This window comes from Cytobacillus gottheilii, from assembly GCF_900166665.1.
GTDB lineage: Bacteria > Bacillota > Bacilli > Bacillales > Cytobacillaceae > Cytobacillus > Cytobacillus gottheilii_A.
Window position 1 is genome coordinate 1,186,507 of sequence record NZ_LT800494.1, and the last position, 24,771, is coordinate 1,211,277.

The 24,771-nt window shown below is 39.5% G+C and carries 23 protein-coding genes and 1 other annotated feature; of the genes, 17 read left to right on the forward strand and 6 right to left on the reverse strand.

Features of this window, described 5'->3' with window-relative positions; all coding sequences use genetic code 11:
- The first annotated feature begins 28 nt into the window (after positions 1-28).
- The 3 genes from B7E07_RS05810 (at position 29) to B7E07_RS05820 (ending at position 2,197) form a co-directional block, all read left to right on the forward strand.
- Positions 29-301 (forward strand): DUF1294 domain-containing protein, encoded by a 273-nt coding sequence (locus B7E07_RS05810; protein WP_080844479.1) that lies wholly within the window; start codon positions 29-31, stop codon positions 299-301.
- Positions 302-433: 132 nt separating this feature from the next.
- Positions 434-994 (forward strand): TVP38/TMEM64 family protein, encoded by a 561-nt coding sequence (locus B7E07_RS05815; protein ID WP_306807545.1) that lies wholly within the window; start codon positions 434-436, stop codon positions 992-994.
- A gap of 189 nt (positions 995-1,183) precedes the next feature.
- Positions 1,184-2,197, forward strand: coding sequence for a DUF3231 family protein (locus B7E07_RS05820; protein ID WP_080844480.1), 1,014 nt, complete (start codon positions 1,184-1,186; stop codon positions 2,195-2,197).
- A 630-nt stretch (positions 2,198-2,827) separates the two neighbouring features.
- Here B7E07_RS05820 and B7E07_RS05825 read toward each other — a convergent pair.
- Entirely contained in the window at positions 2,828-3,205 is a 378-nt protein-coding gene (locus B7E07_RS05825) for a sigma-w pathway protein ysdB (RefSeq protein ID WP_080844481.1), read from the reverse strand.
- A gap of 147 nt (positions 3,206-3,352) precedes the next feature.
- Here B7E07_RS05825 and B7E07_RS05830 point away from each other — a divergent pair, with 147 nt between their 5' ends.
- Positions 3,353-3,841: a dUTP diphosphatase gene (locus B7E07_RS05830; RefSeq protein ID WP_080844482.1), complete on the forward strand. Its 489-nt coding sequence runs from the start codon at positions 3,353-3,355 to the stop codon at positions 3,839-3,841.
- Between the two features lie 70 nt (positions 3,842-3,911).
- Positions 3,912-4,997: a M42 family metallopeptidase gene (locus B7E07_RS05835; RefSeq protein ID WP_080844483.1), complete on the forward strand. Its 1,086-nt coding sequence runs from the start codon at positions 3,912-3,914 to the stop codon at positions 4,995-4,997.
- Positions 4,998-5,052: 55 nt separating this feature from the next.
- On the opposite strand, the gene sspI is transcribed toward B7E07_RS05835, so the two are convergent.
- Positions 5,053-5,259, reverse strand: a complete 207-nt coding sequence (gene sspI / locus B7E07_RS05840) for a small acid-soluble spore protein SspI (RefSeq protein ID WP_066443070.1) — start codon at positions 5,257-5,259, stop codon at positions 5,053-5,055.
- 118 nt (positions 5,260-5,377) lie between these two features.
- Between sspI and B7E07_RS05845 the strand changes: the two genes are divergently transcribed.
- The 3 genes from B7E07_RS05845 (at position 5,378) to pheT (ending at position 9,973) form a co-directional block, all read left to right on the forward strand.
- Positions 5,378-6,130, forward strand: a complete 753-nt coding sequence (locus tag B7E07_RS05845; protein ID WP_080844484.1) for a TrmH family RNA methyltransferase — start codon at positions 5,378-5,380, stop codon at positions 6,128-6,130.
- A 74-nt stretch (positions 6,131-6,204) separates the two neighbouring features.
- Positions 6,205-6,458, forward strand: a binding site (T-box leader).
- Between the two features lie 47 nt (positions 6,459-6,505).
- Positions 6,506-7,543: a phenylalanine--tRNA ligase subunit alpha gene (pheS, locus tag B7E07_RS05850; protein ID WP_080844485.1), complete on the forward strand. Its 1,038-nt coding sequence runs from the start codon at positions 6,506-6,508 to the stop codon at positions 7,541-7,543.
- Between the two features lie 18 nt (positions 7,544-7,561).
- Positions 7,562-9,973 carry a phenylalanine--tRNA ligase subunit beta gene (gene pheT / locus B7E07_RS05855; protein ID WP_080844486.1) on the forward strand — a complete coding sequence of 804 codons (2,412 nt, stop codon included), beginning with the start codon at positions 7,562-7,564 and terminating at the stop codon, positions 9,971-9,973.
- A gap of 71 nt (positions 9,974-10,044) precedes the next feature.
- On the opposite strand, the gene B7E07_RS05860 is transcribed toward pheT, so the two are convergent.
- Positions 10,045-10,251, reverse strand: a complete 207-nt coding sequence (locus B7E07_RS05860; protein ID WP_080844487.1) for a twin-arginine translocase TatA/TatE family subunit — start codon at positions 10,249-10,251, stop codon at positions 10,045-10,047.
- A 186-nt stretch (positions 10,252-10,437) separates the two neighbouring features.
- A complete protein-coding gene (locus B7E07_RS05865) occupies positions 10,438-11,343 on the reverse strand; it encodes a 4Fe-4S binding protein (RefSeq protein ID WP_080844488.1) in 906 nt (301 codons plus the stop codon).
- 234 nt (positions 11,344-11,577) lie between these two features.
- Between B7E07_RS05865 and B7E07_RS05870 the strand changes: the two genes are divergently transcribed.
- From B7E07_RS05870 to B7E07_RS05880, 3 genes are read left to right on the forward strand one after another with little or no spacing between them, the layout of a single operon-like run.
- On the forward strand, positions 11,578-12,795 hold the full coding sequence (locus B7E07_RS05870) for a PucR family transcriptional regulator (RefSeq protein WP_080844489.1): 1,218 nt from the start codon (positions 11,578-11,580) through the stop codon (positions 12,793-12,795).
- Between the two features lie 18 nt (positions 12,796-12,813).
- Complete coding sequence (locus B7E07_RS05875) at positions 12,814-14,832, forward strand: molybdopterin-dependent oxidoreductase (RefSeq protein WP_080844490.1); 2,019 nt, start codon at positions 12,814-12,816, stop codon at positions 14,830-14,832.
- Positions 14,825-15,364, forward strand: coding sequence for a 4Fe-4S dicluster domain-containing protein (locus B7E07_RS05880; protein WP_080844491.1), 540 nt, complete (start codon positions 14,825-14,827; stop codon positions 15,362-15,364). The genes B7E07_RS05875 and B7E07_RS05880 overlap by 8 nt, the downstream gene beginning before the upstream one ends.
- 157 nt (positions 15,365-15,521) lie before the next feature.
- Here B7E07_RS05880 and B7E07_RS05885 read toward each other — a convergent pair whose 3' ends face one another.
- Complete coding sequence (locus B7E07_RS05885; protein ID WP_080844492.1) at positions 15,522-16,895, reverse strand: VWA domain-containing protein; 1,374 nt, start codon at positions 16,893-16,895, stop codon at positions 15,522-15,524.
- Between the two features lie 157 nt (positions 16,896-17,052).
- Here B7E07_RS05885 and B7E07_RS05890 point away from each other — a divergent pair, with 157 nt between their 5' ends.
- Complete coding sequence (locus tag B7E07_RS05890; protein WP_080844493.1) at positions 17,053-17,841, forward strand: SDR family oxidoreductase; 789 nt, start codon at positions 17,053-17,055, stop codon at positions 17,839-17,841.
- 213 nt (positions 17,842-18,054) lie between these two features.
- Here the strand turns inward: B7E07_RS05890 and rnhC are convergent, their stop codons facing one another.
- On the reverse strand, positions 18,055-18,993 hold the full coding sequence (gene rnhC, locus B7E07_RS05895) for a ribonuclease HIII (RefSeq protein WP_080844494.1): 939 nt from the start codon (positions 18,991-18,993) through the stop codon (positions 18,055-18,057).
- 128 nt (positions 18,994-19,121) lie between these two features.
- Here rnhC and zapA point away from each other — a divergent pair, with 128 nt between their 5' ends.
- From zapA to B7E07_RS05920, 5 genes are all read left to right on the forward strand, one after another.
- Positions 19,122-19,373 carry a cell division protein ZapA gene (gene zapA, locus B7E07_RS05900; protein ID WP_066443082.1) on the forward strand — a complete coding sequence of 84 codons (252 nt, stop codon included), beginning with the start codon at positions 19,122-19,124 and terminating at the stop codon, positions 19,371-19,373.
- An 8-nt stretch (positions 19,374-19,381) separates the two neighbouring features.
- Positions 19,382-19,924 (forward strand): CvpA family protein, encoded by a 543-nt coding sequence (locus B7E07_RS05905; protein ID WP_080844495.1) that lies wholly within the window; start codon positions 19,382-19,384, stop codon positions 19,922-19,924.
- 122 nt (positions 19,925-20,046) lie between these two features.
- Positions 20,047-21,765 (forward strand): DNA polymerase/3'-5' exonuclease PolX, encoded by a 1,719-nt coding sequence (polX, locus tag B7E07_RS05910; protein ID WP_080844496.1) that lies wholly within the window; start codon positions 20,047-20,049, stop codon positions 21,763-21,765.
- An 83-nt stretch (positions 21,766-21,848) separates the two neighbouring features.
- A complete protein-coding gene (locus B7E07_RS05915; protein WP_080844497.1) occupies positions 21,849-24,206 on the forward strand; it encodes an endonuclease MutS2 in 2,358 nt (785 codons plus the stop codon).
- 15 nt (positions 24,207-24,221) lie between these two features.
- Positions 24,222-24,629, forward strand: a complete 408-nt coding sequence (locus B7E07_RS05920) for a DUF350 domain-containing protein (protein WP_080844498.1) — start codon at positions 24,222-24,224, stop codon at positions 24,627-24,629.
- Positions 24,630-24,771 lie beyond the last annotated feature (142 nt).

A 24,771-nucleotide genomic window follows, 5' to 3' on the forward strand; every position in this document is an offset into this window, starting at 1 on the left:
TTAAAACGAAAGAGAAGCAGGTACAGGTATGATATTAATTTCAGCAGCATTAATTGTTATCGTTATAAATATAATCGGGTTTCTGATCATGATGATCGATAAGCGCCGAGCGGTTAATCAGCAGTATCGCATCAGTGAAAAAACGCTTTGGACAGTTGCCATATTATTTGGTGCTGCGGGAATGACTGTTGGCATGAATATGTTCAGGCATAAAACGAAGCATACTCAGTTTAAAATCGGTCTGCCACTTCTAACCATAGTCCAGCTGGTTATTTTATATTTTTTGCCGAACATCATGTAACTGTATAAATATCGGAATAGACAAGACAGGTATAGGCTGATCGCTTTCTTACCCAAGTTGTCATAACAGCTGATTTCTCCCCATATGCTAGAGTAGACAGCATGACTATGCATAATAAAGGGGTGAAATAAGGTGGCGGTACTGTTAACGATGGTTGAAACCGCAGGAATTCTAGCTCCATTGGCATTTATTCTGTTTCATATTGTAAGGCAGTTTCTTTTTATTCCAGTCCCGCTTGTTTGTGTAGCGGGCGGTGTAATGTTTGGCAGTGTCTTTGGTGCTGTATTCTCCTTAATAGGCTTAACACTTAGCAGTTTTTTGTTTTTTTTCTTAATTCATAGGCTGCCAAAAACACATGGAAAGATATCGAATTTAAAAAAGCGCTGGTTTGGAGAGTACCGGAACATAAATGTTTCTCAAGCAGCCGTATTAAGGCTAGTTCCTTTCCTTCACTATCATTTGATTAGTTTTTGTTTAATGGAAAAGTGCAAAAGCTTTCCACGATATGCAAAAGCAACTGTTATTGCAAATATTCCTCTTGCTGTATTTTATACTGTATTTGGCCAGTTTATCAGCAGGTTTACACCGACCATGATCATCGTTATTTTGGGTGTCATAACCCTGCTCTGTTATTTATTGCGTGAAAAAGTGACTGTGATTAAATGGACGGAGTTTTTTAAGGAAGCAGCATAAAATATTTTTAGGCACTCTCCAATAGGAAGGTGCTTTTTTTATTATATAAAGGCCAACTGAATATGATTTTAAAAACATGCATGTTATTCTCCTGACAATGGGTATCATATTTCCTGAATTGGATAATCTAGAAATAAATGACAAATAGAAAACAGAGATATCTTTTTAATGAGTCAGGAGGTGCGGTACATGGTACAAACCAATATGCTAAATGTCTCGGAAATAGGTTCACTTTGGCAGACTTATCAAGAAAAAACGCTCATTATGAGATTTTTGGAATATTTCATTGAAAAAGCCGAAGATCCTCAAGCAAGAAATATTCTAGGAGGGCTATGGCAGGAGCTTAATTTCTATGTGACTGAAATGGAGAATCTTTTTTCAGAACAAGGAATGGTGAAGCCGATTGGATTCACATCAGAGGATGTTAATCTTGAAGCGCCAAAATTATATGATAATGGTTTTGATATCATGTTTGTTCGTATATTAAAGGAAGTAAGTATGGGTCTTTACACGCTTGGGATAAATATGACCTACAATAAAAAGGTAATGGGAATCTATGAAGGACTCACAACAGTTACCCAAAAAATCTATAAGCTATCAACAACTTATTTACTTGAAAGAGGCATTCTGGTTCCGCCTCCATTCGTCACAGTACCGAAAAAAACGGAAGTGATTAAAAATAAAAGTTATATGGCAGGGTTTAAGCTAATGGGTGATAAAAGACCTTTAAACGATCTGGAGGTTGGGATTCTTCACCATAATCTTGAAGCGAATAATATTGGAATGCAGCTGATTACGGGTTTTGCTCAATGTGCACAAAATAAAGAAGCGAAGAAATATTTTATAAAAGGGAAGGAACTTGCTAAAAAACAGATTAAAACAATGCAGGAATTACTTTTGGAGGGAGATATTCAGTTATCTGCTAAATCAGGGGCTACAGTAACACCTTCCACAGTTCCCCCATTTTCCGATAAGTTAATGATGCACTGTATTTATATTCTTAATGGATTCGGTCTTATTGGATCTGGAACAGGCGGTTTTTTCAGCTTAAGAAATGATCTAGCGATGAAAACACTTTTATTAGCTAAAGATGTCTATTTTTTTGCTCAGGAAGGGATTGAGCTCAAGATCAAGTACGGCTGGTTCGAGGAGCCGCCGCAAATGGAAGGCCGTTCACAGATTATTAAGAAGGAAAATGAATAAAGCATACTGCTCTAGAAGATATTAAGGTTAGTGTCGGAGCATCCGGACACTAAAAAAGGATGTGGAGGGATACAATTTGAGTACACTTTCAAGCCTAATTAGAAGGATTATTTCTTTAATTGTTAAGATTGCGTTCTTAATTGAAACCTCTAAACAGCGTTTAAATCGATTATCAAACCTGCTGCCGACAACATAAGCAACAATCTTTAATGAACATAATAAAAGGTAAACACTATTCGTGTTTACCTTTTGTTATAAACCAAACTTCCTATTGCATAAATTTCTTAACAGGAAGCTGGGACAAAATGAAATTAATATATTTAAAACACGAATATTCAATATCTTGGTTTGGTTATTTAAACAAGTCCGCTCCATTGCACTGCGGACCCTCGCTTTCCGTGGGGAGGAAGGTGAGCCTCCTCGAAGCAAAGCTCCTGCGGGGTCTCGCCTTTTCCTCTATTGCCCACAGGAGTCGAGTGTCCTCCGCTCCATTTCACTCATGTTAATAAAATACATTTAATAATTATAAATAAAAAACCGAATGATTAGAAAGATCGCTTTCCTAAACGTTCGGTCCTATAAGTGTGTTAAATACTTTTTTCCCAGCCTCTTTGCTATAAACCAAACTTCCTATTGCATAAATTCCTTAACAGGACTTTTCCAATCAATTTTTGCACTTGGGTACTGCTCTGAAATTTTCTTTTCAATAAATAAGAAGTCTTCCTTTACAAGCCCCTTTAAAGCCATAACTTTATGAGGCCACACAAAAATTGAGACAACATCGAAAGAAGCTGCAGTTGTACCTAAGTACTTCTCTCCTTCAAAAAGAACTCCTTTATATGTTACTAAGAAATTCTTATGAACGTTATTTTCATCATCATAGAAATAATAACGCTTCTGCTCATGGGCAAGTTCAAGCTTTCTTTTTGGATTTAATAAATATTTAACAGCAGTGTATATTAAAAAGATGATGATTGCTAAAAGCAACAGACGCAACAGCCACATCATAATAAGCCCTCCAAATGCGATTTGCTACTATGTACGAATGAACTTCAAAAAAGTTTCAACTTTTTTTTATTTATTATAAAATTTATCATAGATCGGTTGAGTAAAGCATAATCGATCTGTGATGAATTAAAATAGGATGGTGCTGGAATGAATTTTGAAAGACTATTTAATATGCAAAAAGAACTTGATGCTCATATTGAGACCAAACATGAATTAAATAATGAAAATCTATTTGACCGAAAAGTGCTTGCATTGCTGGTAGAACTTGGAGAACTGGCAAATGAAACACGCTGCTTCAAGTTCTGGAGTGTCAAGCCAGCAGCTGAGCAGGAAATAATTCTCGAAGAATATGTAGATGGAGTTCATTTTATTTTATCACTTGGAATAGAGCTTCAATTTGAAGCAGTTGCTCCGATTATTGAAGCTGCTGGTCAGAATGACATAAATGAACAATTTCTCGCTGTTTTTGAACAGATCCATCAGTTTAGGGCAGAAAAAACACGAAATACTTACGAAAAGCTTTTCTTAGCGTATTTACAGCTTGGCCAATTACTTGGCTTTTCAGCCGCTGATATTGAACGAGCTTATTTTGAAAAAAATGAAGTAAACTATGAAAGACAAAAAGAAAATTATTAGCTGAATTTTTGCACATTAACAGGGCAGTCTAGTATAATGAAGTGGAATACATATTAAGGGAGTCGAAATAATGGCTAAATTAGATGAAACGTTAACCATGCTTAAGGATTTAACGGATGCAAAAGGAATTCCAGGTAATGAGCGTGAAGTGCGCGAAGTAATGAAACAATACATAACTCCATTTGCAGACGAAGTAACAACTGATGGATTAGGAAGCTTAATTGCCAAGAAAACAGGCAAAGAAGGTGGACCAAAGATCATGGTTGCTGGCCACTTAGATGAAGTAGGCTTCATGATTACAAGTATTGATGACAAAGGTTTTCTTCGTTTTCAAACGGTTGGCGGCTGGTGGTCACAAGTTATGCTTGCCCAACGAGTCACGATTGTTACAAGCAAAGGGGATGTAACGGGTGTAATTGGCTCAAAGCCACCGCATATTCTTTCCGCAGAAGCTCGTAAAAAGCCTGTTGATATTAAAGATATGTTTATTGATATTGGTGCAACAAGCCGTGACGAAGCGACTGAGTGGGGCGTTAAGCCTGGTGACATGGTTGTTCCTTATTTTGAATTTACAGTGATGAACAACGAAAAAATGCTGCTTGCCAAAGCGTGGGATAACCGCATTGGCTGTGCAATTGCAATTGATGTCTTAAAACAATTAAAAGATGCTGAGCATCCGAACGTAGTATACGGAGTAGGAACAGTCCAAGAAGAGGTTGGCTTGCGCGGTGCAAGAACTGCTGCACAGACGATTCAGCCTGATATTGGCTTCGGAGTAGATGTAGGGATTGCTGGAGACACACCTGGAGTCACAGAAAAAGAAGCACTGAGCAAAATGGGCAACGGTCCGCAAATTATCCTTTATGATGCATCAATGGTATCGCATAAAGGCTTGCGCGATCTTGTAACAAACACAGCTGATGAGCTGAATATTCCATATCAATTTGATGCTGTGCCTGGAGGCGGAACTGATTCAGGTGCAATCCATCTGACACATAACGGTGTACCTTCCTTATCCATTACCATTGCGACAAGATATATCCATTCACATGCAGCAATGCTACATCGTGACGATTATGAAAATGCAGTAAAACTAATTGCTGAAGTCATTAAGCGATTAGATGAAGATACAGTTAATAGCCTAAAATTTGATTAATAAAAGAATCCGCAGATGTATGTCTGCGGATTTTTTCCTATTTACTGAGCTCCTCTTATTTTAAGCCGCTTTCAAGGGTATGCAGCATTTCCTGTTTGTCTTCCTCAGAAGAGTTGTTCCAGATGACTTCAAAAAGAACACCAAGACCAGGCAGCATTTTTTCTTCCCCATTTTGGATCGCATCAACAATTGTATCCTTTAATTCATCCTGATTGTTTCCAGAAACATTATGAAGAATGGCATTACGCAGATTCAAGTTCATTTTTTTACACTCCTTCCAATTTCATGATTACGTTCATAGTTTTTCTTTTCTCAGATTTATTATGTATGGTATTTGCGTTATAATAGACAAACTGATGTTAGAAAAAGGAGAGAACACTGTGAACTATATTCACTCTGCACAAAATCAAAAGGTTAAGCAGTGGAAGAAACTTTTGACAAAAAAAGAGAGAGATAAGACGCTTACTTTTCTAGTAGAAGGCTATCATCTTGTCGAGGAAGCATTAAATAGCGGCAGCATTGCCGAAATGATAATAGGAGAACAAGTAGAACTGCCCGCAGCATGGAACTATGGAGATATCCCTGTCAATGTTGTCAGTAATGAGATCATTCAGCTGCTCTCTGATACTGAAACGTCACAAGGGATCTTTGCTGTCTGTGAACAGAAAACATATGACAGCGTTCTTGAAGAAGGAAGGAAGTTTCTCTTAATTGATGCGGTACAGGATCCCGGCAACTTAGGAACAATGATCCGAACAGCTGATGCAGCCGGTATGGATGCTGTTTTCGTCGGAAAAGGCAGTGTCGATATGTACAATCCAAAAGTTCTGCGTTCAGCCCAAGGCAGTCACTTTCATCTGCCGATCATCGGGGAAGATCTTGGTGTATTGATTCCTAAGCTCAAACAGCAGGGTGCAGCCGTGTACGGAACTGCATTGGAAAATGGCCGTCCATATACAGAAATACATAAACGTGACGGTTTCGCTTTATTAGTCGGAAATGAAGGCAATGGTGTCAATCCGGAACTTTTAGCTGAAACAGATGAAAATCTCTATATCCCGATTTTCGGAAAGAGTGAGTCTTTAAACGTATCAATTGCTGCCGGTATTTTAATGTATCATTTACGCTCTTGAAATGGGCAGTAAATTTGCTTAAAACGATTTGAAAGTTGTAAAAGAATGTACTATAATTAACAACAAATTATATGTAAAAAACAATGACGGAGAAAAGTAGCCTGCTGAAACTTTTTTAGGGAGAAAACACCTTGACTGCAAGTGTTTTTAAAAGGGATGCAAGTGAACATTCACCTCCAGAGTTGGCATCGGGACCATAGCAATCTGGCTATGTAAAGATGCACCGGCATCTGGCCGTTATCTCAATGAAGCGAATACATATACGCGGGTTCCCCTGTTTACATGTATTAAAAAGGGTGGTACCGCGAACCAAAACCTCGTCCCTTTATAGGGATTAGGTTTTTTTGTTTGTCCAAAAAAAGGAGGTTATTATACATGCAAGAACGTTTAAAAGAGTTGCAGACTGAAGCTCTCGAACGCGTGAACACAGCAGGTGATCTTAAAGAGCTAAATGAGATCCGGGTTTCTTATTTAGGAAAAAAAGGCCCAATAACAGAAGTTTTAAAAGGAATGGGAAAATTATCAGCTGAAGAGCGTCCAAGAATGGGTGCTTTGGCAAATGAAGTGCGAGATGCGATTGCTGCTGCAATTGAATCGAAGCAAAAAAATCTTGAAGAAGCCGCTGTTGCTGCACAGTTAGCTGCGGAAACGATTGATGTCACATTGCCGGGACGACCTGTTAGATCAGGAAATCACCATCCACTAACACGTGTGGTGGAAGAAATTGAAGATTTATTTATCGGGATGGGCTATACAGTGGCAGAAGGACCAGAAGTGGAAAAAGACTACTATAACTTTGAGGCCTTGAATTTGCCGAAGGATCATCCTGCACGTGATATGCAAGATTCCTTCTATATTACAGAAGACATTTTGCTTCGGACGCAAACTTCCCCTGTTCAGGCTAGAACGATGGAAATGCACCAAGGCAAAGGGCCAGTTAAAATCATCTGCCCAGGAAAAGTGTTCCGCCGTGACCATGATGATGCAACACACTCTCATCAATTCATGCAAATTGAAGGCTTAGTTGTTGACGAAAATATCCGTATGAGTGACTTAAAAGGAACGCTAGAGGTTTTTGCAAAAGCGATGTTTGGCAGCGACAGAGAAATTCGTCTTCGTCCTAGCTTCTTCCCTTTCACAGAACCTTCTGTTGAGGTAGACGTATCTTGCTTCAAATGCGGTGGTAAAGGCTGTAATATCTGCAAAAAAACAGGCTGGATCGAAATCTTAGGCGCTGGAATGGTACATCCAAATGTTCTTGAAATGTCTGGATTCGATTCAAAGAAATATTCAGGTTTTGCATTTGGGATGGGTGTCGAGCGCATTGCGATGCTGAAATACGGTATTGATGATATTCGTCATTTCTATACAAATGATGTCCGGTTTTTAAAGCAATTTTCAATTCATGAATAAGTGTCAGGAGGAAAACACATGTATGTTTCATATAAATGGCTCGAGGATTATGTCGATCTTTCTGGCATAACTGCAAACGAGCTTGCTGAAAAGATTACAAGAAGCGGAATTGAAGTCGAAGGTGTAGAAAAGTTAACAGAAGGAATCAGCGGTGTTGTAATTGGACATGTGCTTGAAAGAGAGCAGCATCCGAATGCCGATAAGCTGAATAAATGCCTTGTTGATATAGGTGCAGAAGAGCCTGTGCAGATTATTTGCGGAGCTCCAAATGTAGACAAAGGACAAAAAGTGGCTGTTGCAACAGTTGGCGCTGTTCTTCCTGGGAATTTTAAAATTAAGAAGGCTAAACTGCGCGGAGAAGCTTCCAATGGGATGATCTGTTCCTTGCAGGAGCTTGGATTTGAAAGCAAGCTTGTGGCAAAGGAATACGCGGAAGGCATTTATGTTTTTCCAGAAGGTGTTGAAGTAGGAAAGAATGCATTAGAAGAACTTCACCGTGATGATGAAGTACTGGAGCTTGGCTTAACACCGAACCGTTCAGATGCTCTAAGCATGCTTGGTGTAGCATATGAGGTTGCTGCCATTTTAGGCAGAGACGTAAAGCTTCCTGAAGGAAAAGCTTCAGAAGCGGCTGAAAAGGCAGAAGACTATATTTCTGCAGTGGCTGAAGCAGCTGAAGACAATCCATTATATATTGCAAAAGTAATCAAGAATGTAAAAGTAAAGCCGTCTCCACTATGGATGCAAGCGAGACTGACAGGTGCAGGCATACGCCCGCATAACAATGTGGTCGATATTACGAATTACATTTTGATTGAATATGGCCAGCCTCTTCATGCTTTTGATTATGATAAGCTTGGTTCAAAAGAAATTGTTGTCAGAAGAGCTAAGGATGGCGAAGAAATTGTAACGCTTGATGATGTGAAAAGAACACTTTCCAGCGATCACCTTGTGATCACAAACGGAACAGAGCCAGTTGCATTAGCCGGTGTCATGGGCGGTGCAAACTCAGAAGTTCAAGATGATACAACAACAGTCTTACTTGAATCAGCTTACTTCAAAGGAAGCACAGTTAGAAAAGCTTCTAAAGATCATGGTCTTCGCAGTGAAGCAAGTGCACGTTTTGAAAAAGGGGTTGACCCAAATCGTGTACGTGCAGCTGCAGAGCGTGCGGCTGTATTGCTTCAGCAATATGCGGAAGGCGAAGTTCTTGCTGGCAGTGCTGAAGCAAATACATTGAAAATAGAGCCTGCGGTTGTAGAAGTATCGATTGATAAAATCAACCAAGTTCTCGGCTTACAATTGAAATCAGAGGAAGTTGTGGATATTTTCACTCGTCTGCAGTTCGAGGCTATTGCCGAACAGGGACAAATTACGGTTACGGTTCCTACCCGCAGAGGAGATATCACAATTGGAGAAGATTTAATTGAAGAGGTAGCAAGACTTTATGGCTATGATAATCTTTTATCCACATTGCCAGTTGGATCTACTACCCAAGGCGGTCTTACGCAGTATCAGCAATCTCGCAGAATCGTTCGCAATACGCTTGAAAGTGCTGGATTATACCAGGCTATTACGTATTCTTTAACAAGCGAAGCAAAAGCAAGCCAGTTTGCTCTTAAAGTCCGCGAGCCTCTGCCGCTTGCAATGCCAATGAGCGAAGAGCGCAGTGTATTACGATTAAGCTTAGTTCCTCAGCTTCTTGAGGTATTAAAATATAATTCAGCTCGTCAAAATGACAGCCTTGCTGTTTATGAAATTGGTTCGGTCTTTTTATCAAACGGAAAAGATCAGCTTCCGGAAGAAAAAGAGCATGTGGCAGGTGCTATAACAGGATTATGGGTAAACCACCCATGGCAGGGCGAGAAAAAGCCTGTTGATTTCTACGTGCTAAAAGGAATTGTGGAAGCACTAGTTGACAAGCTTGGAATCAATGATCGCATCGAATTCCGTCAAACTGAAAGAGATGGCCTGCATCCGGGCAGAACAGCTGAAGTGCTGATTGACGGCAAGGCTTGCGGTTATATTGGTCAAGTTCATCCGATCGTTGAGAAGGAACTTGATTTAAAAGCTACTTATGTTTTTGAATTATCTCTAGAGTCGCTCCTTGCTGAAACAGCACCGCTTGTATACGAAGCGATCCCTAGATTCCCTTCCATTACAAGAGATATCGCCTTAGTAGCGGATCAGGAAGTGTCTGCTGGACATTTGCAATCGATTATTAAGGAAGCAGGCGGCAGTCTGTTAAAAGAAGTATCTGTTTTTGACCTTTATGAAGGAGAGCGAATGGAAGCAGGGAAAAAGTCCATTGCTTTCTCCTTAAAATACTTTGATCCTGAAAAAACATTAACAGATGAAGAAGTGGTTAAAGCACATACAAAGGTATTAGAGGCGCTGGAAGAAAAAGCTGGTGCAGTCCTAAGGGGCTAATTCAGTAATTAGAAAAGCCAAGAATGCGATATCTGCATTCTTGGCTTTTTATAATGGTTGATTATTTACGCTTAAAGATCTTTAATGTTATTGTCGGTTTTCTTCTTTTCATCTTCACTTTGGCTATTATCCTCCAGCATCCCTTTCGTAGAGCTTTTAAACTCTTTCAATGTTTGGCCCATTGCACGGCCGATTTCAGGGAGTTTCTTCGGTCCAAAAATGATCAGAGCAAGTACTAAAACTAAAATTAATCCTGGAATTCCAATGTTTGATAACATTTAAAACACTTCCTTACTTATAATTAGTATTCAAATTCCCGCTGTTATGCTGAAAAAGGCAGGAAGGTTAAGCTTTTCTATCAAAATTAATGAACTTCCTATCAAATGAAATGAACTTCCTATCAAAATAGTTGCATTTCCTATCAAATTTGAGCGTTTACCTATCAAATGGCATATTACGATCCTTTATCTCATGAAAGATCCATACTGTTTCATTTTTTTACAGCGTACACATTCCTCTTCCACATGGGAAGCTGAAGTAAACGCAGCATGACAGGAGGAACACTGCCTTTGATAGAGGTGGTGTACATGAGTGCTGGCCTTCTGAATTTCATCTGTTATGGTGATCGCCTTTTCCTGGCATACATCAGCACATAGCATACAGCCTGTGCAAGCTTGAGCAGAGATAGTAAGCTCAGTCTCTGAAAAATGAAAACAATTCTTTATGCAAAGCTTTTCACATGCTTTACATAGTGTGCATTTCGAATCATCCAGCTCGATCTTCTTAAATTGATACTCCTTATAGTAATGGGCAAGCTCCAAATCCTGATGATTAAAGCGCCATTTTGCTGGAGCCATTTGTCTGACAGTTGAAGCTGCTCCCTTTTTCCAAAAAGAAAAGATTTCACGTCGTGTCATTGTTTCTTCTGGCTCTTGTATTTCAAATTGTATCATTATATCCTCTTCGTTCAATTGTGCTAACTTGCTATTTATCTCTTCTAGAAAGCCTGTCCACTCTTCACTTAGTTCTTTAATCTGAAAGTAAACAGCGTGCACTCCAGTTTTATAATATCCAAGCATCTCTCGAATGGAGGGAGGCTTCTCTTCAGCAATGAATACATTGTCAGTAATGCGTCTTTTTGGGAAAAAACCCTCAACCGCCTGAACTGGACATTCAGCGATGCAATCGCCGCATTCAGTACATTGATCAGTATGAATCAATGGTTTTCCATTCTCTAAAGAAATGGCCTTCAGCTCGCAGGAATCCAAACATTTTGTGCAGGTTGAAAAAGGACTTTGATTGCGGCTGCACGTATTTAAAATTCGGAACTCATAATCCAAACTTTCCATCCATCGATCGAATAACCCCATCAAAGCCGCTCCTTCCAATGAATAATTGTGATTTATTTCACAAACTAAATGATGATTATAGTATAAATCATAATCCCCAGGAGTGATATAGCTTCCTTGCACGAAAATTTTCTTGTTTTTTTGTACGATAATCCAATGAATTTTTACGGTGTTGTGACATCCATTGTTAATAGAGGTTTATTCTTATAAGATGATTGTAATGGATACTTCGAGTTCAGAAAGGAATTGAATATAATGGAAATGATTTTTTCAGTTCCATCCTACTTGCAAAGATTATTAGTCTCCTCACAAAAGGGAATGGAAGGGATTGCACAAGAATTAGCAGATATTATATCAGTGCCTGTTCTGATTGCCGATCCTCTCCTAAATCAAATCGTGTCTACCTGGCATAAAGAAGGAACAAAGATTGAATACATTGAGACAGCAAAAGATAGCAGAAAACTTAAAGAGCCAGACCCCGTACCGTGTGTATTATCTGCTAGAGAAGAGCTCATCCAAGGGATAAGTATGGAAATACATGTTGATGGGCGGGTTCGGGGTTATGTGATTGCAGTTCTTGACGGATCAATACCTCCTTTAGAACTAAAAGGAATCCTTCAATACACGTCTACCTTATGTTCCATAGAGCTTCAAAATACATTAAAAATGAAGCAGGACAGACAAAGGCTTCGCGAAGTCTTTCTATATGATCTTTTATATGGAAACATCAAAAAGAGGGAAGATATTATATCGTATGGACAGATTTGGGGCTGGGACTTTCAGCAGGCGCATACGGCTATCGTTTTCTCTTTAAAAGATTTTGACTATTTTTCAGATGATCGGCATTTAATAGATTTGTTGTTCTATATGATTGAAAAAGCCCTGCTTGATCGCAAGCAAAGACCGATTTCTATCAAAAAGAGAGGCGAAATCATTCTTATGTATCCTTCATCTCCTGAGGGAGAGGCGGATCATCAATTAGAGATAAAGAATTTTGTTACGTTAATCACAAACTTGTCTCAGTCTCATAAGCTCAGTGAAAGAATTGCTGCGGGGATCGGAAGGAGAAGAATACAACCAGAAGAAATTTACCGCAGTTATCAGGAGGCAAAGGTAGCGTATGAACTGGGGTTGCTATTGAATATTGCTGTCCCTTTTTTTAGCAGCCTTGGTCTGGAAAGAATCTTATATAATCACGATTTGCATGATTTAAAAGAGTATTATGAGAATACACTCGGGGTGCTGGAAAATTATGATCAGATATATGAAACGGATTTAATGAGCTCCCTAAGTGTATTTGCAGCCAATCAATTTGATCTAACTAAAACTGCCGAAGAAATGTTTGTACACCGAAATACGTTAAGGTACCGCTTTAAAAAGATAGAAGAAATTCTTGATGAAAAGCTGGATGATATGAATATAAGGCTAAATATTATTGCCGCCTTAAAAATAAAGCAGCTTGGAAAAATCTAAAAAGGGAAGGTGTACAGCATGAAAATTTTCCGAAATGCTTGTCCGCGTAATTGCTATGCCTCCTGCAGCATGCTTTCTTATGTGAATAATGGGAAGCTCATAAAGGTGGCTGGAGATGATCGGCATGGCTATACGAAAGGCAGCTTATGTGCGAAGGGATTTGCTTTTACACAATACGTTTATCATCCTAATCGGCTAAAATATCCGATTATGCAATCACCGCGAGGCTCAGGAAACTGGAACAGAATCTCTTGGGAACAGGCATATACAATAATCGCTGATAAAATCATTGAATTGAACGAGCGTTATGGATCAAATTTAGCAAGCGGCTATAATAAATTCTCAGGCAATGTTGGACTGCTGCACTACGCAGCAGAAGCCATGTTTAACAGTATCGGACCACATACAAAACCGAAAGGAAACCTTTGTCTGACAACTGGAAATGAAGCGCTTAAGGAGAGGTTTAAGCAATACGAACAAAGCAGCCCTGAAGATATGGCAGAAGCTGATTTAATTGTGATCTGGGGAGCGAACCCTGCTGTAACAAATGTTCCACAAATGAAGTATATTTTTCAGGCAAGAAGAGCAGGTGCAAAGATTGTTGTCATTGACCCACTTTTCACAGAAACCGCAGCAAAGGCGGACCTCTATATTCAAATTAAACCGGGAAGTGATGGGATTCTTGCTTTATTCGGTGCTAAATGTATAGCTGAGTCGTCTTTTTTTGACGAAACCTATGCTCAGGAGTGCACAAACAATTTTCTTCAGTTTAAAAGGGTTATAGAAGAAATACCCCATGCTGACAAAGTGAGTGAGCTGACAGGTGCACCTATATCGGGAATTGAGGAACTTGCAAGATTGTATACCCATTCAGCCTCCAGTGTTACATGGATTGGATTTGGCATGCAAAGAACGAATACAGGCGGCGACAACGTTCAAGCTATAAGCACCATTGCAGCCTTGGCCGGGATTCTCCACAAGAAGAAGGGAAGGCTGTTTTATGCTCATAATGATATCGAGCATTTTCCATTGCATCTTCTGAATTACCCAGAACAAAATCATTCAAGTATTGCTTCATCCAGGGAAATAGATATCAATTCTTTTGCACAAAGTGCCATTGAGGTTACAGACCCTCCTTTAAAATTTCTATGGATTGCTTCCCGGAATCCCTTCTCCCAGGATAATAATCTGCAGTCATGGCTGAAGCTGATACAGCAGCTTGAATTGATTGTAACGGTTGATTTATTTATGACCAAAACAGCGGAGATTTCTGATATTGTCCTTCCGGCAGCTGCCCATTTCGAAGAGTTGGATTTAATAGTAAGCTATTGGCATCATTGGATCTCTATTAATGAGCAATCCTTGACAGGGTATTTTGAATCAAAAAGTGATCTGCAAATTACAAGAGAACTCACAAACAAGCTGAATGAATTATCACCGGGATTTTCAACATTTCCATCTGTGCTCGAGCCATTAGATTGGATTCAGAAAGAGCTGTCGCCGGAAATTCAAGAATTATATGGTATTCAAAGCTATAAGGACTTGCTGAGCGGACCGCAGAAAAAAAAGCTAGAGGAAACTCCCTCTAAGGAAAAGTTTCACTTTTATATTCCTGATGTTAGTGCTTTTTTAAAAGATGTAAGTGAACAGGAAGAAAGCCTATTATTTCCGTTCCAGATGATCACTCCACAATCGCTTTTAAAAATACATTCGCAATACGAGCAGCTGTCATGGCTGACTCAAGCAGATGAATACGAACATGATGTCGTAGCTGAAATTTCTTCCTTTGCAGCTGAGAAGAATGGATTAAAGTCAGAAGACAGTATTGAAATTTATAATGAGTATGGATGGGTGGAAGCAAAAGTCATGGTAAATGCCCATTTGTCGAAGTACATTGTACTTGTCAAGCAGGGGGGCAATAAACCCATAAATTGGATCATTGTTCATCAAGGAAATGACCAGTGTCAGGAAACAAGTACTCATTTTTACGACAGCAAAGTGAACATTCGGAAAAAAGTGGTGAGTGCAGGTGGTTAAGCAGCTTGGTTTTGTATTTAATATTGATTTATGCATTGGCTGTAAAACATGTGAAGTTGCTTGCAGAAACGAAAATCATACCGATGGAACTGTACGATGGCGGAAAGTAACAAAACAAGATAATGGCAGCTTTTTATCACTATCATGCAATCATTGCAGCAGTCCGGAATGTTTTAGAGTTTGTCCGGAGCATGCATTTACAAAGAGAATGGACGGGATTGTAGAAATTCACTCTGAGCGCTGCAGCGGCTGCGGGCTCTGTATCACTGCGTGTCCGTATGAAGCTCCGCAGTTTGATCGCATGACTCATAAAGTAAGTAAATGCCAAATGTGCCATAGCCGTATAGACCAGGGTTTGCAGCCTGCTTGTGTGGAGGCTTGCCCGACAGAAGCATTAGCACTTAAAGATCTAAACACGTTCTGCTATGTAAACGGATTAGAAACAACGTTGGGTTTTCCTGATACGAGACTGACAAATCCATCCATTGTATTTTTACCAGAGAAAGAAAGGAAGAGGTATTTCCTAAAATAAACGAAATTCGTCCGCTTATTTTTTAAAAATTAGTGCAAATAATGCTTGGGCAACATGCTCCAAGCATTTTTGCACCAATTCCATCTAATATTGGACTTATAGAACAAACTGAAACGATTGCTGATTATTCTCTGCAATCTATGAAACAACCAAATGATTAGAAATGGTACTGCGCTTGAGCGATTAATCCTTTTTGTTTTGCTTCCCTTACCCATTGAGGGTATTCCTGCATGAGCAAGTCATATAATTCGCCATCAGAGATGAGCCCGGGATCTTCAACACTGAAGAAATCAGCGTTATCTATATATCTTCCTTTTAAGTCATCAAGCTTTTCTAAGAAGGTAAAATCTGATTGAAACACACTGCTGAAAAAGCCGCGTTTTTTGGTCCCTTTATTGGCTTTTCCTATAGCCATGAATTGCCAGAACAATGGTTCATAGGAAGCGTTTTGAATATGGCTGATTGTTGAACTTTCATCAAATGTCGCTCCATCCGTTACAAACATGACATAAACAGGAACCTTGCTTGCATACGGTGAATTTCTTTTAGAGGCAGAACCGAAGTAATGCTCACGTATAGTCTTCATAGCTTTTCCGTAATAGGTGCCTCCTTCAAGAGGATATTTTTTAATAAGGTTGTTAACGAATCCACTGAAATTATCGACAGACAGTTCTCCTGCATCGTGTGCATTTGCTCCAAATAAGAAAATATCAATGGTGCCATCATCATCAAAACGTGTCCCTAATGCAAGGATTCTTTCAGCAAATTCCTGTATTTTTCCGGAACGGTACAGGCTGTGCATGGAGCCCGAAATATCGAGGCATAATGCCACCTTTGCCTGGTGGTCGTGCAATCCTGCTTTCTCTAAAGACACTTTTGCTTTTTTTGATAAATCTAGTAGTTTAGGAGCTTGTTCTGCCATTTTCTTTTCGAGCATGATTTTTTTGGTCAGAACTGGAGGGGTTTCTGAAGCTGGCTGCGTTGGAACAGATGGTGTTGGCTGTTCTTGCTCCTCTGCCACTTCTCCGCCGAAATCCTTTAATAATGCTGCTAAGCCGCCGTCAAAACCTCTTCCAACAGAAGCTGCTCTCCACACACTTTTATGATAGATTTCCGAGATGATAATGGCCTTCTCATTTTGAAAATCCTGGCCGCTAAATGAATAGCTTAGAATGGCTTGTCCTCCTGATTTAATTAGCAGACTGCCGCTCTGTATGGATCCCATTGCTTCATCGCCATCAATGGTGGCTGTGAAAACAAGGTTTTGAACTGTTGCTGGAAGCCCCGATAGATCAATCCGAAAATGCCCCATGCCGCTTTGATGATTCAGCAGCTGAATTTCTTGTGCAGGGGAAGCGTTTTGATTATAAAAAATCATATACCGATCATCTGCAAGTTTCTTATTTTCATTTAGTCCAAAACAGGTGATATCAATTTCGGCATGAGAGTGAAGTTCTACCTCTACCTCAATCAGCGTTTCAGTTGTGAAATCTGATAGTTTAACTTTTTCTCCGCGAATTAAATGCTTCATATGCGCCTCCTGAATTGTTTTTTCTATAAAATTATACAAAATATGCATTCGTTTTGTACAATTTTACCATATACACATCCCAGCCTATTAAGTGAGGTTTATGGCTGGAAAGAGTGGGAACAAGAGAATATATACACGCAATAAAGGAGATGGTTTCATGAAAAAGACCATAATGATAACCGGTGCAGGTTCTGGTTTGGGAAGAGGAACTGCTTTTGGATTGGCTAAGAATGGCCATAAAGTGATTGCTGCAACTGAAACAACTTCACAGAAAACGAGTGTACTCAGAGAAGCTGAAGAACTTGGGCTCACTAACTTAGAAGTTTTTAAATTGGATATTACCAATCCCATCGATTTAATCCAAATAGATGAATACGATTTTGATATTTTTGTAGCAAATGCCGCTATCAATGAAGGCGGGCCGCTGAGTGAAATTCCAATGGAGCGCTTTAGAGCCATCTTTGAAGTGAACGTCTTTGCGACACTTGAATCGGTTCAGTACGCAGCGAGGAAACTTGTTGAAAAAGGGAGCGGAAAGATATTCCTTTTAAGCTCGATGGCAGGTATTATGAAAACGGCATACGGCGGTCCTTATGCGTCAACCAAGCATGCAATAGAGGCGATGGCCTTAACACTAAAACAGGAGCTTGAGCCTCATGGCGTAAAAGTGGCAACGATTAATCCAGGACCGTACAATACTGGATTTAATGACCGGGCAGCTGAAGAAAAATGGAAATGGTTTGATGACGAAGTCCACTTTACAAGTGGGGAAGATATGAAAGAAAAGGAAAAAGGCTTAGAAAATCAATACGACCCTAAAGAAATGATTGAGGTAATGGTCGAACTGATTCCGTCTGACCATCATAAGGTCCGAACTGCCTATCCGCCTGAAACGGAAAAACAAATGAAGGAAACGGAAAAGAAACAGTGGGAAATGGAGATTTAAAGAATTTATTTCAGATTTTCTAAAAAAAGTTGAGGCTTGGACATAAGTATTTTAACACAAGCATAGAACCGAATGGTTAGGAAGTTATCTTTCTAATCATTCGGTTTTTTTATGATTTTAGTATATATTTTATAAACATGAGTGAAATGGAACGGACTTGTTCGTATTTTAGAAATATTAATTTCGTTTTGTCCCAGCCTCAAGATAAGACCATTACATATATTTCTTCCTATAAAGTTTCTTTGATTTCTCCGTATTGGCAAAATGCAGCTTCACAAAATGAGGAAGTGCATTTATCCCTTTTTCATGGATTAAGCGGGCTCCGGCTTCGTCTACTTTGCCGCCAGCTCCTTTGGTTAAGGGAAATCCGGCTTCTTTTGCCAGTTTGTCGAAATGTTTTACAAATGCATAACGTGCAAGAATGGAAGCCGCTGCGACAGCAAGGTGAACACTTTCAGCTTTTGTACTGAAATAAACCCGATCCCGATGCACCTTAGGCTGACTTTTTAAATATTGGTAATAAACATCCTTTTGTGCAAACTGGTCAATTAAAATGATTTCCGGCTGTTCTGGAGCAATTTTTTCCAGCAGATGGCCAATGGCTTGGTTATGTAAGAGAGCCTTTATTTTTCCCTGCGACATCCCTGACATTTGCAGTTTGTTGTATTTATCATTATGCAAGGTTAAGAGACTGTATGGAATCACTTCTTTAATTTGTTTGGCAATGCTGATAATCTTCTCGTCATTTAAGTTTTTGGAATCGCGAACGCCAAGCTCTTTCAGCAGTGGAAGATTGGTTTGACTGACATAAGCGGCAACGACCGTAATTGGGCCAAAAAAGTCTCCTGTTCCTACCTCATCGGATCCTATACAGGACAGGCTGCTAATATTCTCTGGCAAGTTGGCAGCAGCATTTTTACTTTCCTTTTTTTGCTTAGGTTTAGCTGTTTCTCCCCCCCACCTGGCAGATTCAGATGCTGCCCCGGCTCCTTGAAAAAGAACCTTTCCAGATTTATAAGCTGTAATTGAGCAATTGTTTGCCTTAGCAGCAAATAACCCTCCAGGAGGAACTTTTCCTGTCGAGAATGGCTCATAATGAGCTTGCATCTCTTTAATTTCAGGTAAACTCTTTAACAGTACAACATGACTCATTTTATTAACTCCTTCAAAAATCTCTGAATTTACAGTATCTGTGCTTTTTTGACATGCTTTGACTTCCCACAAATTATACGTTCGTGTTATGATATTGATTAGGATTCTTTTGAATGGAGGTTCATAGGTTGTCAAATACGGAAAAAAATCGCACTAGTGTAGATATATATGGGCAGCAATATGTAATTGTCGGCACTGAAAACTCCAGTCACATCCGGCTTGTTGCATCAATCGTAGATGATAAAATGCGTGAGATAAGCTCTAAGAATCCTTCACTCGATACGAATAAATTAGCTGTCCTCACTGCTGTAAATGCTGTAAATGATTATTTAAAGCTGAAAGAGCGGCTTGAGGATGAATTAAAAAGAGTAAAGGACTGAAAAGCATCATGCTTGATCTTTTTATTATAGTTATATTACTATTTGGTTTTTTAGTAGGATTAAAGCGCGGCTTTATCCTGCAGCTGATTCACTTAACTGGCTTCATAATTGCTTTTATCGTAGCTAGAATGTATTATGAACCTCTTTCTGAAAAGCTGACATTATGGGTGCCTTATCCCAATTTCGGCAGTGATTCAACCATACAAATGTTTTTTGCCAATGAAAATTTAGAAGATGCTTACTATCGAGCAATTGCCTTTGCCATCATATTTTTTGCTGTAAAAGTGCTCTTGCAGATCATTGGAAGCATGCTCGATTTTGTTGCAAGCTTGCCGATTATCAAACAGCTTAATGTATGGGCAGGAGGCATATTAGGCTTTATAGAAGTTTATCTTATCATGTTTATTATATTATACATAGCCGCATTAGTACCAATTGCGGGAATGCAGACATACTTTAATGATTCCTTTATGGTGGATCTGATCGTAAATCATACACCTGTATTATCAGAAACAATTAAGGATATGTGGATTGAATATATGGCAGCCTAACTTCTCTTTAAAAGAGAAGTTTTCTTTTTGACTATGGATGAAATGTTATAATCACTAAGGATGTACATTTTAAATATTAGGAAACACTAAATAAACAGGATCAAAATGGGCAGGTGTGTAGGATGACCATAAATAAAAAAGACGTAATAAAATTACTGGAAACGATTGCGGTATATATGGAATTAAAAGGAGAAAATCCATTTAAGACGGGAGCTTTTAGGAAGGCTGCTATTGCCTTGGAAAATAGCGACTTAAGTTTATCTGAAATGACAGATTATACGAGTCTCCCTGGCATTGGAAAAGGTACGGCAGCTGTTATAGAAGAGTATGTACAGGAAGGAACATCTTCTGTACTCACTGATCTAAAGGACCAGGTGCCGCCTGGCTTAATACCTTTGCTGCATATTCAAGGCTTGGGCGGTAAAAAAATAGCAAAGCTCCATAAAGAGCTGGGAATAACAGATGCACAAGAATTAGAGCAGGCATGTAAGGAAAAACGTGTACAGGGCTTGGCTGGATTTGGAGCGAAGACAGAGGAAAAGATACTGGCAGCTTTGTTAAATGCCGGTACACAGCCAGATCGGCTGCCGCTTGCATATATGCTTCCTGTTGCAGAAGCAATAGAGGATGCACTAGGCCAAATTCCAGAAGTATTGCGGTTCTCTAGAGCCGGCAGCCTAAGAAGAATGCGTGAAACCGTTAAAGACCTTGATTTTATCATTGCAGCTGATGATCGGACAGCCGTAAAGGAAAAGCTTCTCGGTCTGCCATCTATTAAAGAAATAATCGCTGCGGGAGAAACGAAGGTTTCTGTTGTGTTTGAGCATCGATATGATGTTTCCTGTGATTTCCGTATAGTTGCACCAAGTGAATTTGCTACAACCCTCCATCACTTCACTGGATCCAAGGATCATAATGTAAGAATGAGGCAGCTTGCTAAGGAGCGCGGAGAAAAGATCAGTGAATATGGAGTGGGAAATGTTGAGACTGGAGAAATAAAAACATTTTCTTCAGAAGAAGAGTTTTATGCACATTTTAACTTGCCTCATTTTCCTCCCGAAATTCGTGAAGATGGCAAGGAGATTGACTTGTATACAAAAGATACGAAGTTAATTTCGCTTGAAGACATTAAAGGCGATCTTCATATGCATTCGACGTGGAGCGATGGAGCGTTTACAATAGAAGAAATGATAGATGCATGCCGAAAGCGCGGCTATCAATATATGGCCATTACGGATCATTCACATTATCTGAAGGTAGCAAACGGTCTGACACCAGAACGATTGCGCCAGCAAAGAGAAGAAATTAACAGGCTGAATGATAAGTATGAGGATATCACGATTTTAGCTGGAGTTGAAATGGATATCCTGCCGGACGGATCACTTGATTATGATGATGAACTGCTTGCTGAAATGGATATTGTTATAGCGTCCATACACTCATCCTTCTCACAGCCAAAAGAAAAAATAATGGACAGGCTAAAAACGGCTCTCCATAATGCACATGTAGACATTATTGCCCATCCAACAGGCAGGCTGATAGGGAAACGCGAAGGCTATGAAGTAGACATCGATTTATTAATTCAATTAGCTAAAGAAACGAATACGGCACTCGAATTGAATGCCAATCCAAACAGACTTGACCTTGCTGCAGAGCATATTAAAAAGGCACAGGAAGCGGGTGTCAAGATCGTTATAAATACCGATGCACATAAAATTGATACACTATCTCACATGGAAATAGGTGTATCTGCAGCGAAAAAAGGGTGGGTGCAGCCAGCATCCGTATTAAATGCAATGAAAACACAGGATTTATTGGACTACTTAAAAAATAACAATTGATATTTTGAATCTAGAAAGGCGAGGAAATTCTGCAGTAAACGAATTTCCACTTTTCTAAACTTATCCTCGAAGGAGGGGGAATTATGCAAGAACGGGCTTTAAAGGTTTTAGAATTTAATAAAGTTAAAGATCAGCTGCTTGATTATGTTGCATCTGAGGTGGGCAGAAGAAAAGCAGAAAGAATCCAGCCTTCTACTGACTATGAAACGGTTGTGCGTCTTCAGGAGGAAACAGATGAAGCGGCAACAGTACTAAGGATTAAAGGCAATATCCCTTTAGGCGGAATTTTTGATATAAAGCCGCATGCCAAGCGTGCAGTAATTGGAGGAATGCTTAGTCCGCAGGAACTTATGCAAGTGGCATCAACCGTGCATGCCAGCAGGCAAATGAAACGGTTTATTCAAGAGTTCTCAGAAGAAGAAAATGACATTCCCATCTTAACAGCTTATTCGGAAGAAATTATTGTATTAGCAGATTTGGAAACCTCTATCCGAAATGCAATTGATGAAAATGGTGAGGTACTGGATAGTGCAAGTGAAACACTAAGATCGCTTCGTGTTCAGATTCGTACTAGAGAAGCGCGGGTGCGCGAAAGACTTGAAAGTATGATCAGGTCTTCTAATGCCCAAAAGATGCTTTCCGATGCCATCATTACGATCAGGAATGACCGCTTTGTTATTCCTGTAAAGCAAGAATATAGAGGCAATTACGGCGGAATCATTCATGATCAAAGTTCATCCGGACAAACATTATTTATTGAGCCTCAATCTGTTGTGCAATTAAACAATGAATTGCAGAGTATTAAAGTAAAAGAACAGCAGGAAATTGAAAAGATCTTAATTGCTTTATCAGCATACACAAGCGAATTTAAAGCTGAGCTTGAAGTAATTGTAGATGTACTTGCTCAGATTGATTTCATGTTTGCAAAAGCAAGATATGCTAAGAAGATAAAAGGCTCAAAGCCGAAAGTAAATGATGAGGGCAGAATTTCGCTCTTTAAAGCACGGCATCCGCTCATCCCAATAGATGAGGTGGTTGCCAATGACATTTCCATTGGCGATACCTACACCTCTATCGTGATAACTGGACCAAACACAGGCGGAAAAACGGTCACACTCAAAACAGTAGGATTGTGTACATTAATGGCCCAAGCAGGTCTGCAAATTCCTGCTCTTGATGGATCTGAAATTGCTGTTTTTGATGCCGTTTATGCAGATATTGGGGACGAGCAGTCCATTGAACAGAGTTTAAGTACATTTTCATCTCATATGGTTAATATTGTCGATATTCTTGAAAAGGCTCAATACAACAGTCTTGTTTTATTCGATGAGCTAGGTGCAGGCACAGATCCGCAGGAAGGTGCTGCTTTAGCGATTTCCATTTTGGATGAAGTGAATAAACGCGGAACCCGTGTCATTGCGACAACCCATTATCCTGAATTAAAGGCATATGGCTACAACCGGGAAGGTGTCATTAATGCCAGTGTCGAATTTGATATTGAAACATTAAGTCCGACCTATAAACTGCTGATTGGTGTTCCTGGCCGAAGCAATGCTTTTGAAATTTCCAAACGGCTTGGCTTAAAAGAAGACGTTATAAATGTGGCAAAGTCGTATATTAGTGCAGACAGCAACCAAGTGGAAAATATGATTGCATCATTGGAGGAAAGCCGCAAACAAGCAGAAACCGATCGTGAAGAGGCCAATGAATTGCTCAAAGATGCAGATCGGCTGCATAAGGATCTTCAAAAGCAGATGGCTGAATATTATACGAAGAAAGAAACTCTTTACGAAAAGTCTGCAATAAAAGCAAATGAGATTGTTGAAAAAGCGAAGCAGGAAGCAGAGCAGATCATTCATGATTTGCGGAAAATGCAAATAGAAAAGCAAGCGGAAGTCAAGGAACACGAATTAATTGAAGCGAAGAAGCGCCTGTCAGAAGCGGCTCCTGTACTTAAAAAGAAACAAAGTCCAGATAGAAATGCTGACGGCAAAAGAACCTTAAAACCTGGTGATGAGGTCAAGGTGTTAACATTTGGTCAAAAAGGTCAGCTGCTTGAGAAATCAGGTGAAAACGAATGGCATGTTCAAATTGGGATCCTGAAAATGAAAGTAGAAGAAAAAGACTTAGAATTCATTAAAAGTCCAAAGCAGGCTGAAACCAAGCCGCTTGCTACCGTAAAAGGCAAAGATTATCATGTCAGCTTAGAGCTTGATCTTCGCGGAGAACGATATGAAAATGCACTCATGCGCGTAGAAAAATATATAGACGATGCGCTTCTTGCAAACTATCCGCGTGTATCGATCATTCATGGAAAAGGAACTGGTGCCTTGCGACAGGGTGTGCAGGAGTATTTACGCAACCATCGTTCGGTTAAGAAAATTCGCTTTGGAGAAGCGGGAGAGGGCGGTACAGGTGTGACCGTCGTAGAATTTAAATAAGGAGGGGAGTAGAATATGGAAGGTTTTTGGGAAAATGAATTTATCCAAACCGCTGCCTACTATAGCGTTGTCATTCTTTGTATGATTGTCTTTTTAGCTGTATTTGAGCTTGTAACAAAGTACAGAAACTGGGAAGAGATAAAAAATGGCAATATTTCTGTTGCAATGGCAACTGGCGGGAAAATATTCGGGATTGCAAATGTATTCAGACACTCCATCATGCATAACGACACACTGTTCACCATGATTATTTGGGGAGTTTTTGGTTTTTTCCTTTTAGTAGTAGCCTATTTTATCTTTGAGTTTCTAACACCTAAATTTAATGTTGATGACGAAATTAAAAACAATAATAAAGCAGTTGGTTTTATTTCGATGGTCATTTCCATTGGCCTGTCATTTGTCATTGGAGCAAGTATTGCATAGAGGGAGCAGGGGAAAATGGAGAAGCTTGCAAAAGTATTAATCGTCGTTAGTGCCCTATTTGTGCTAGTTGGAATTGTATATATATTTTTCATTGCATAAAAGCAAAAACGAAAAGAATTGCTCGCATTTGGGCAATTCTTTT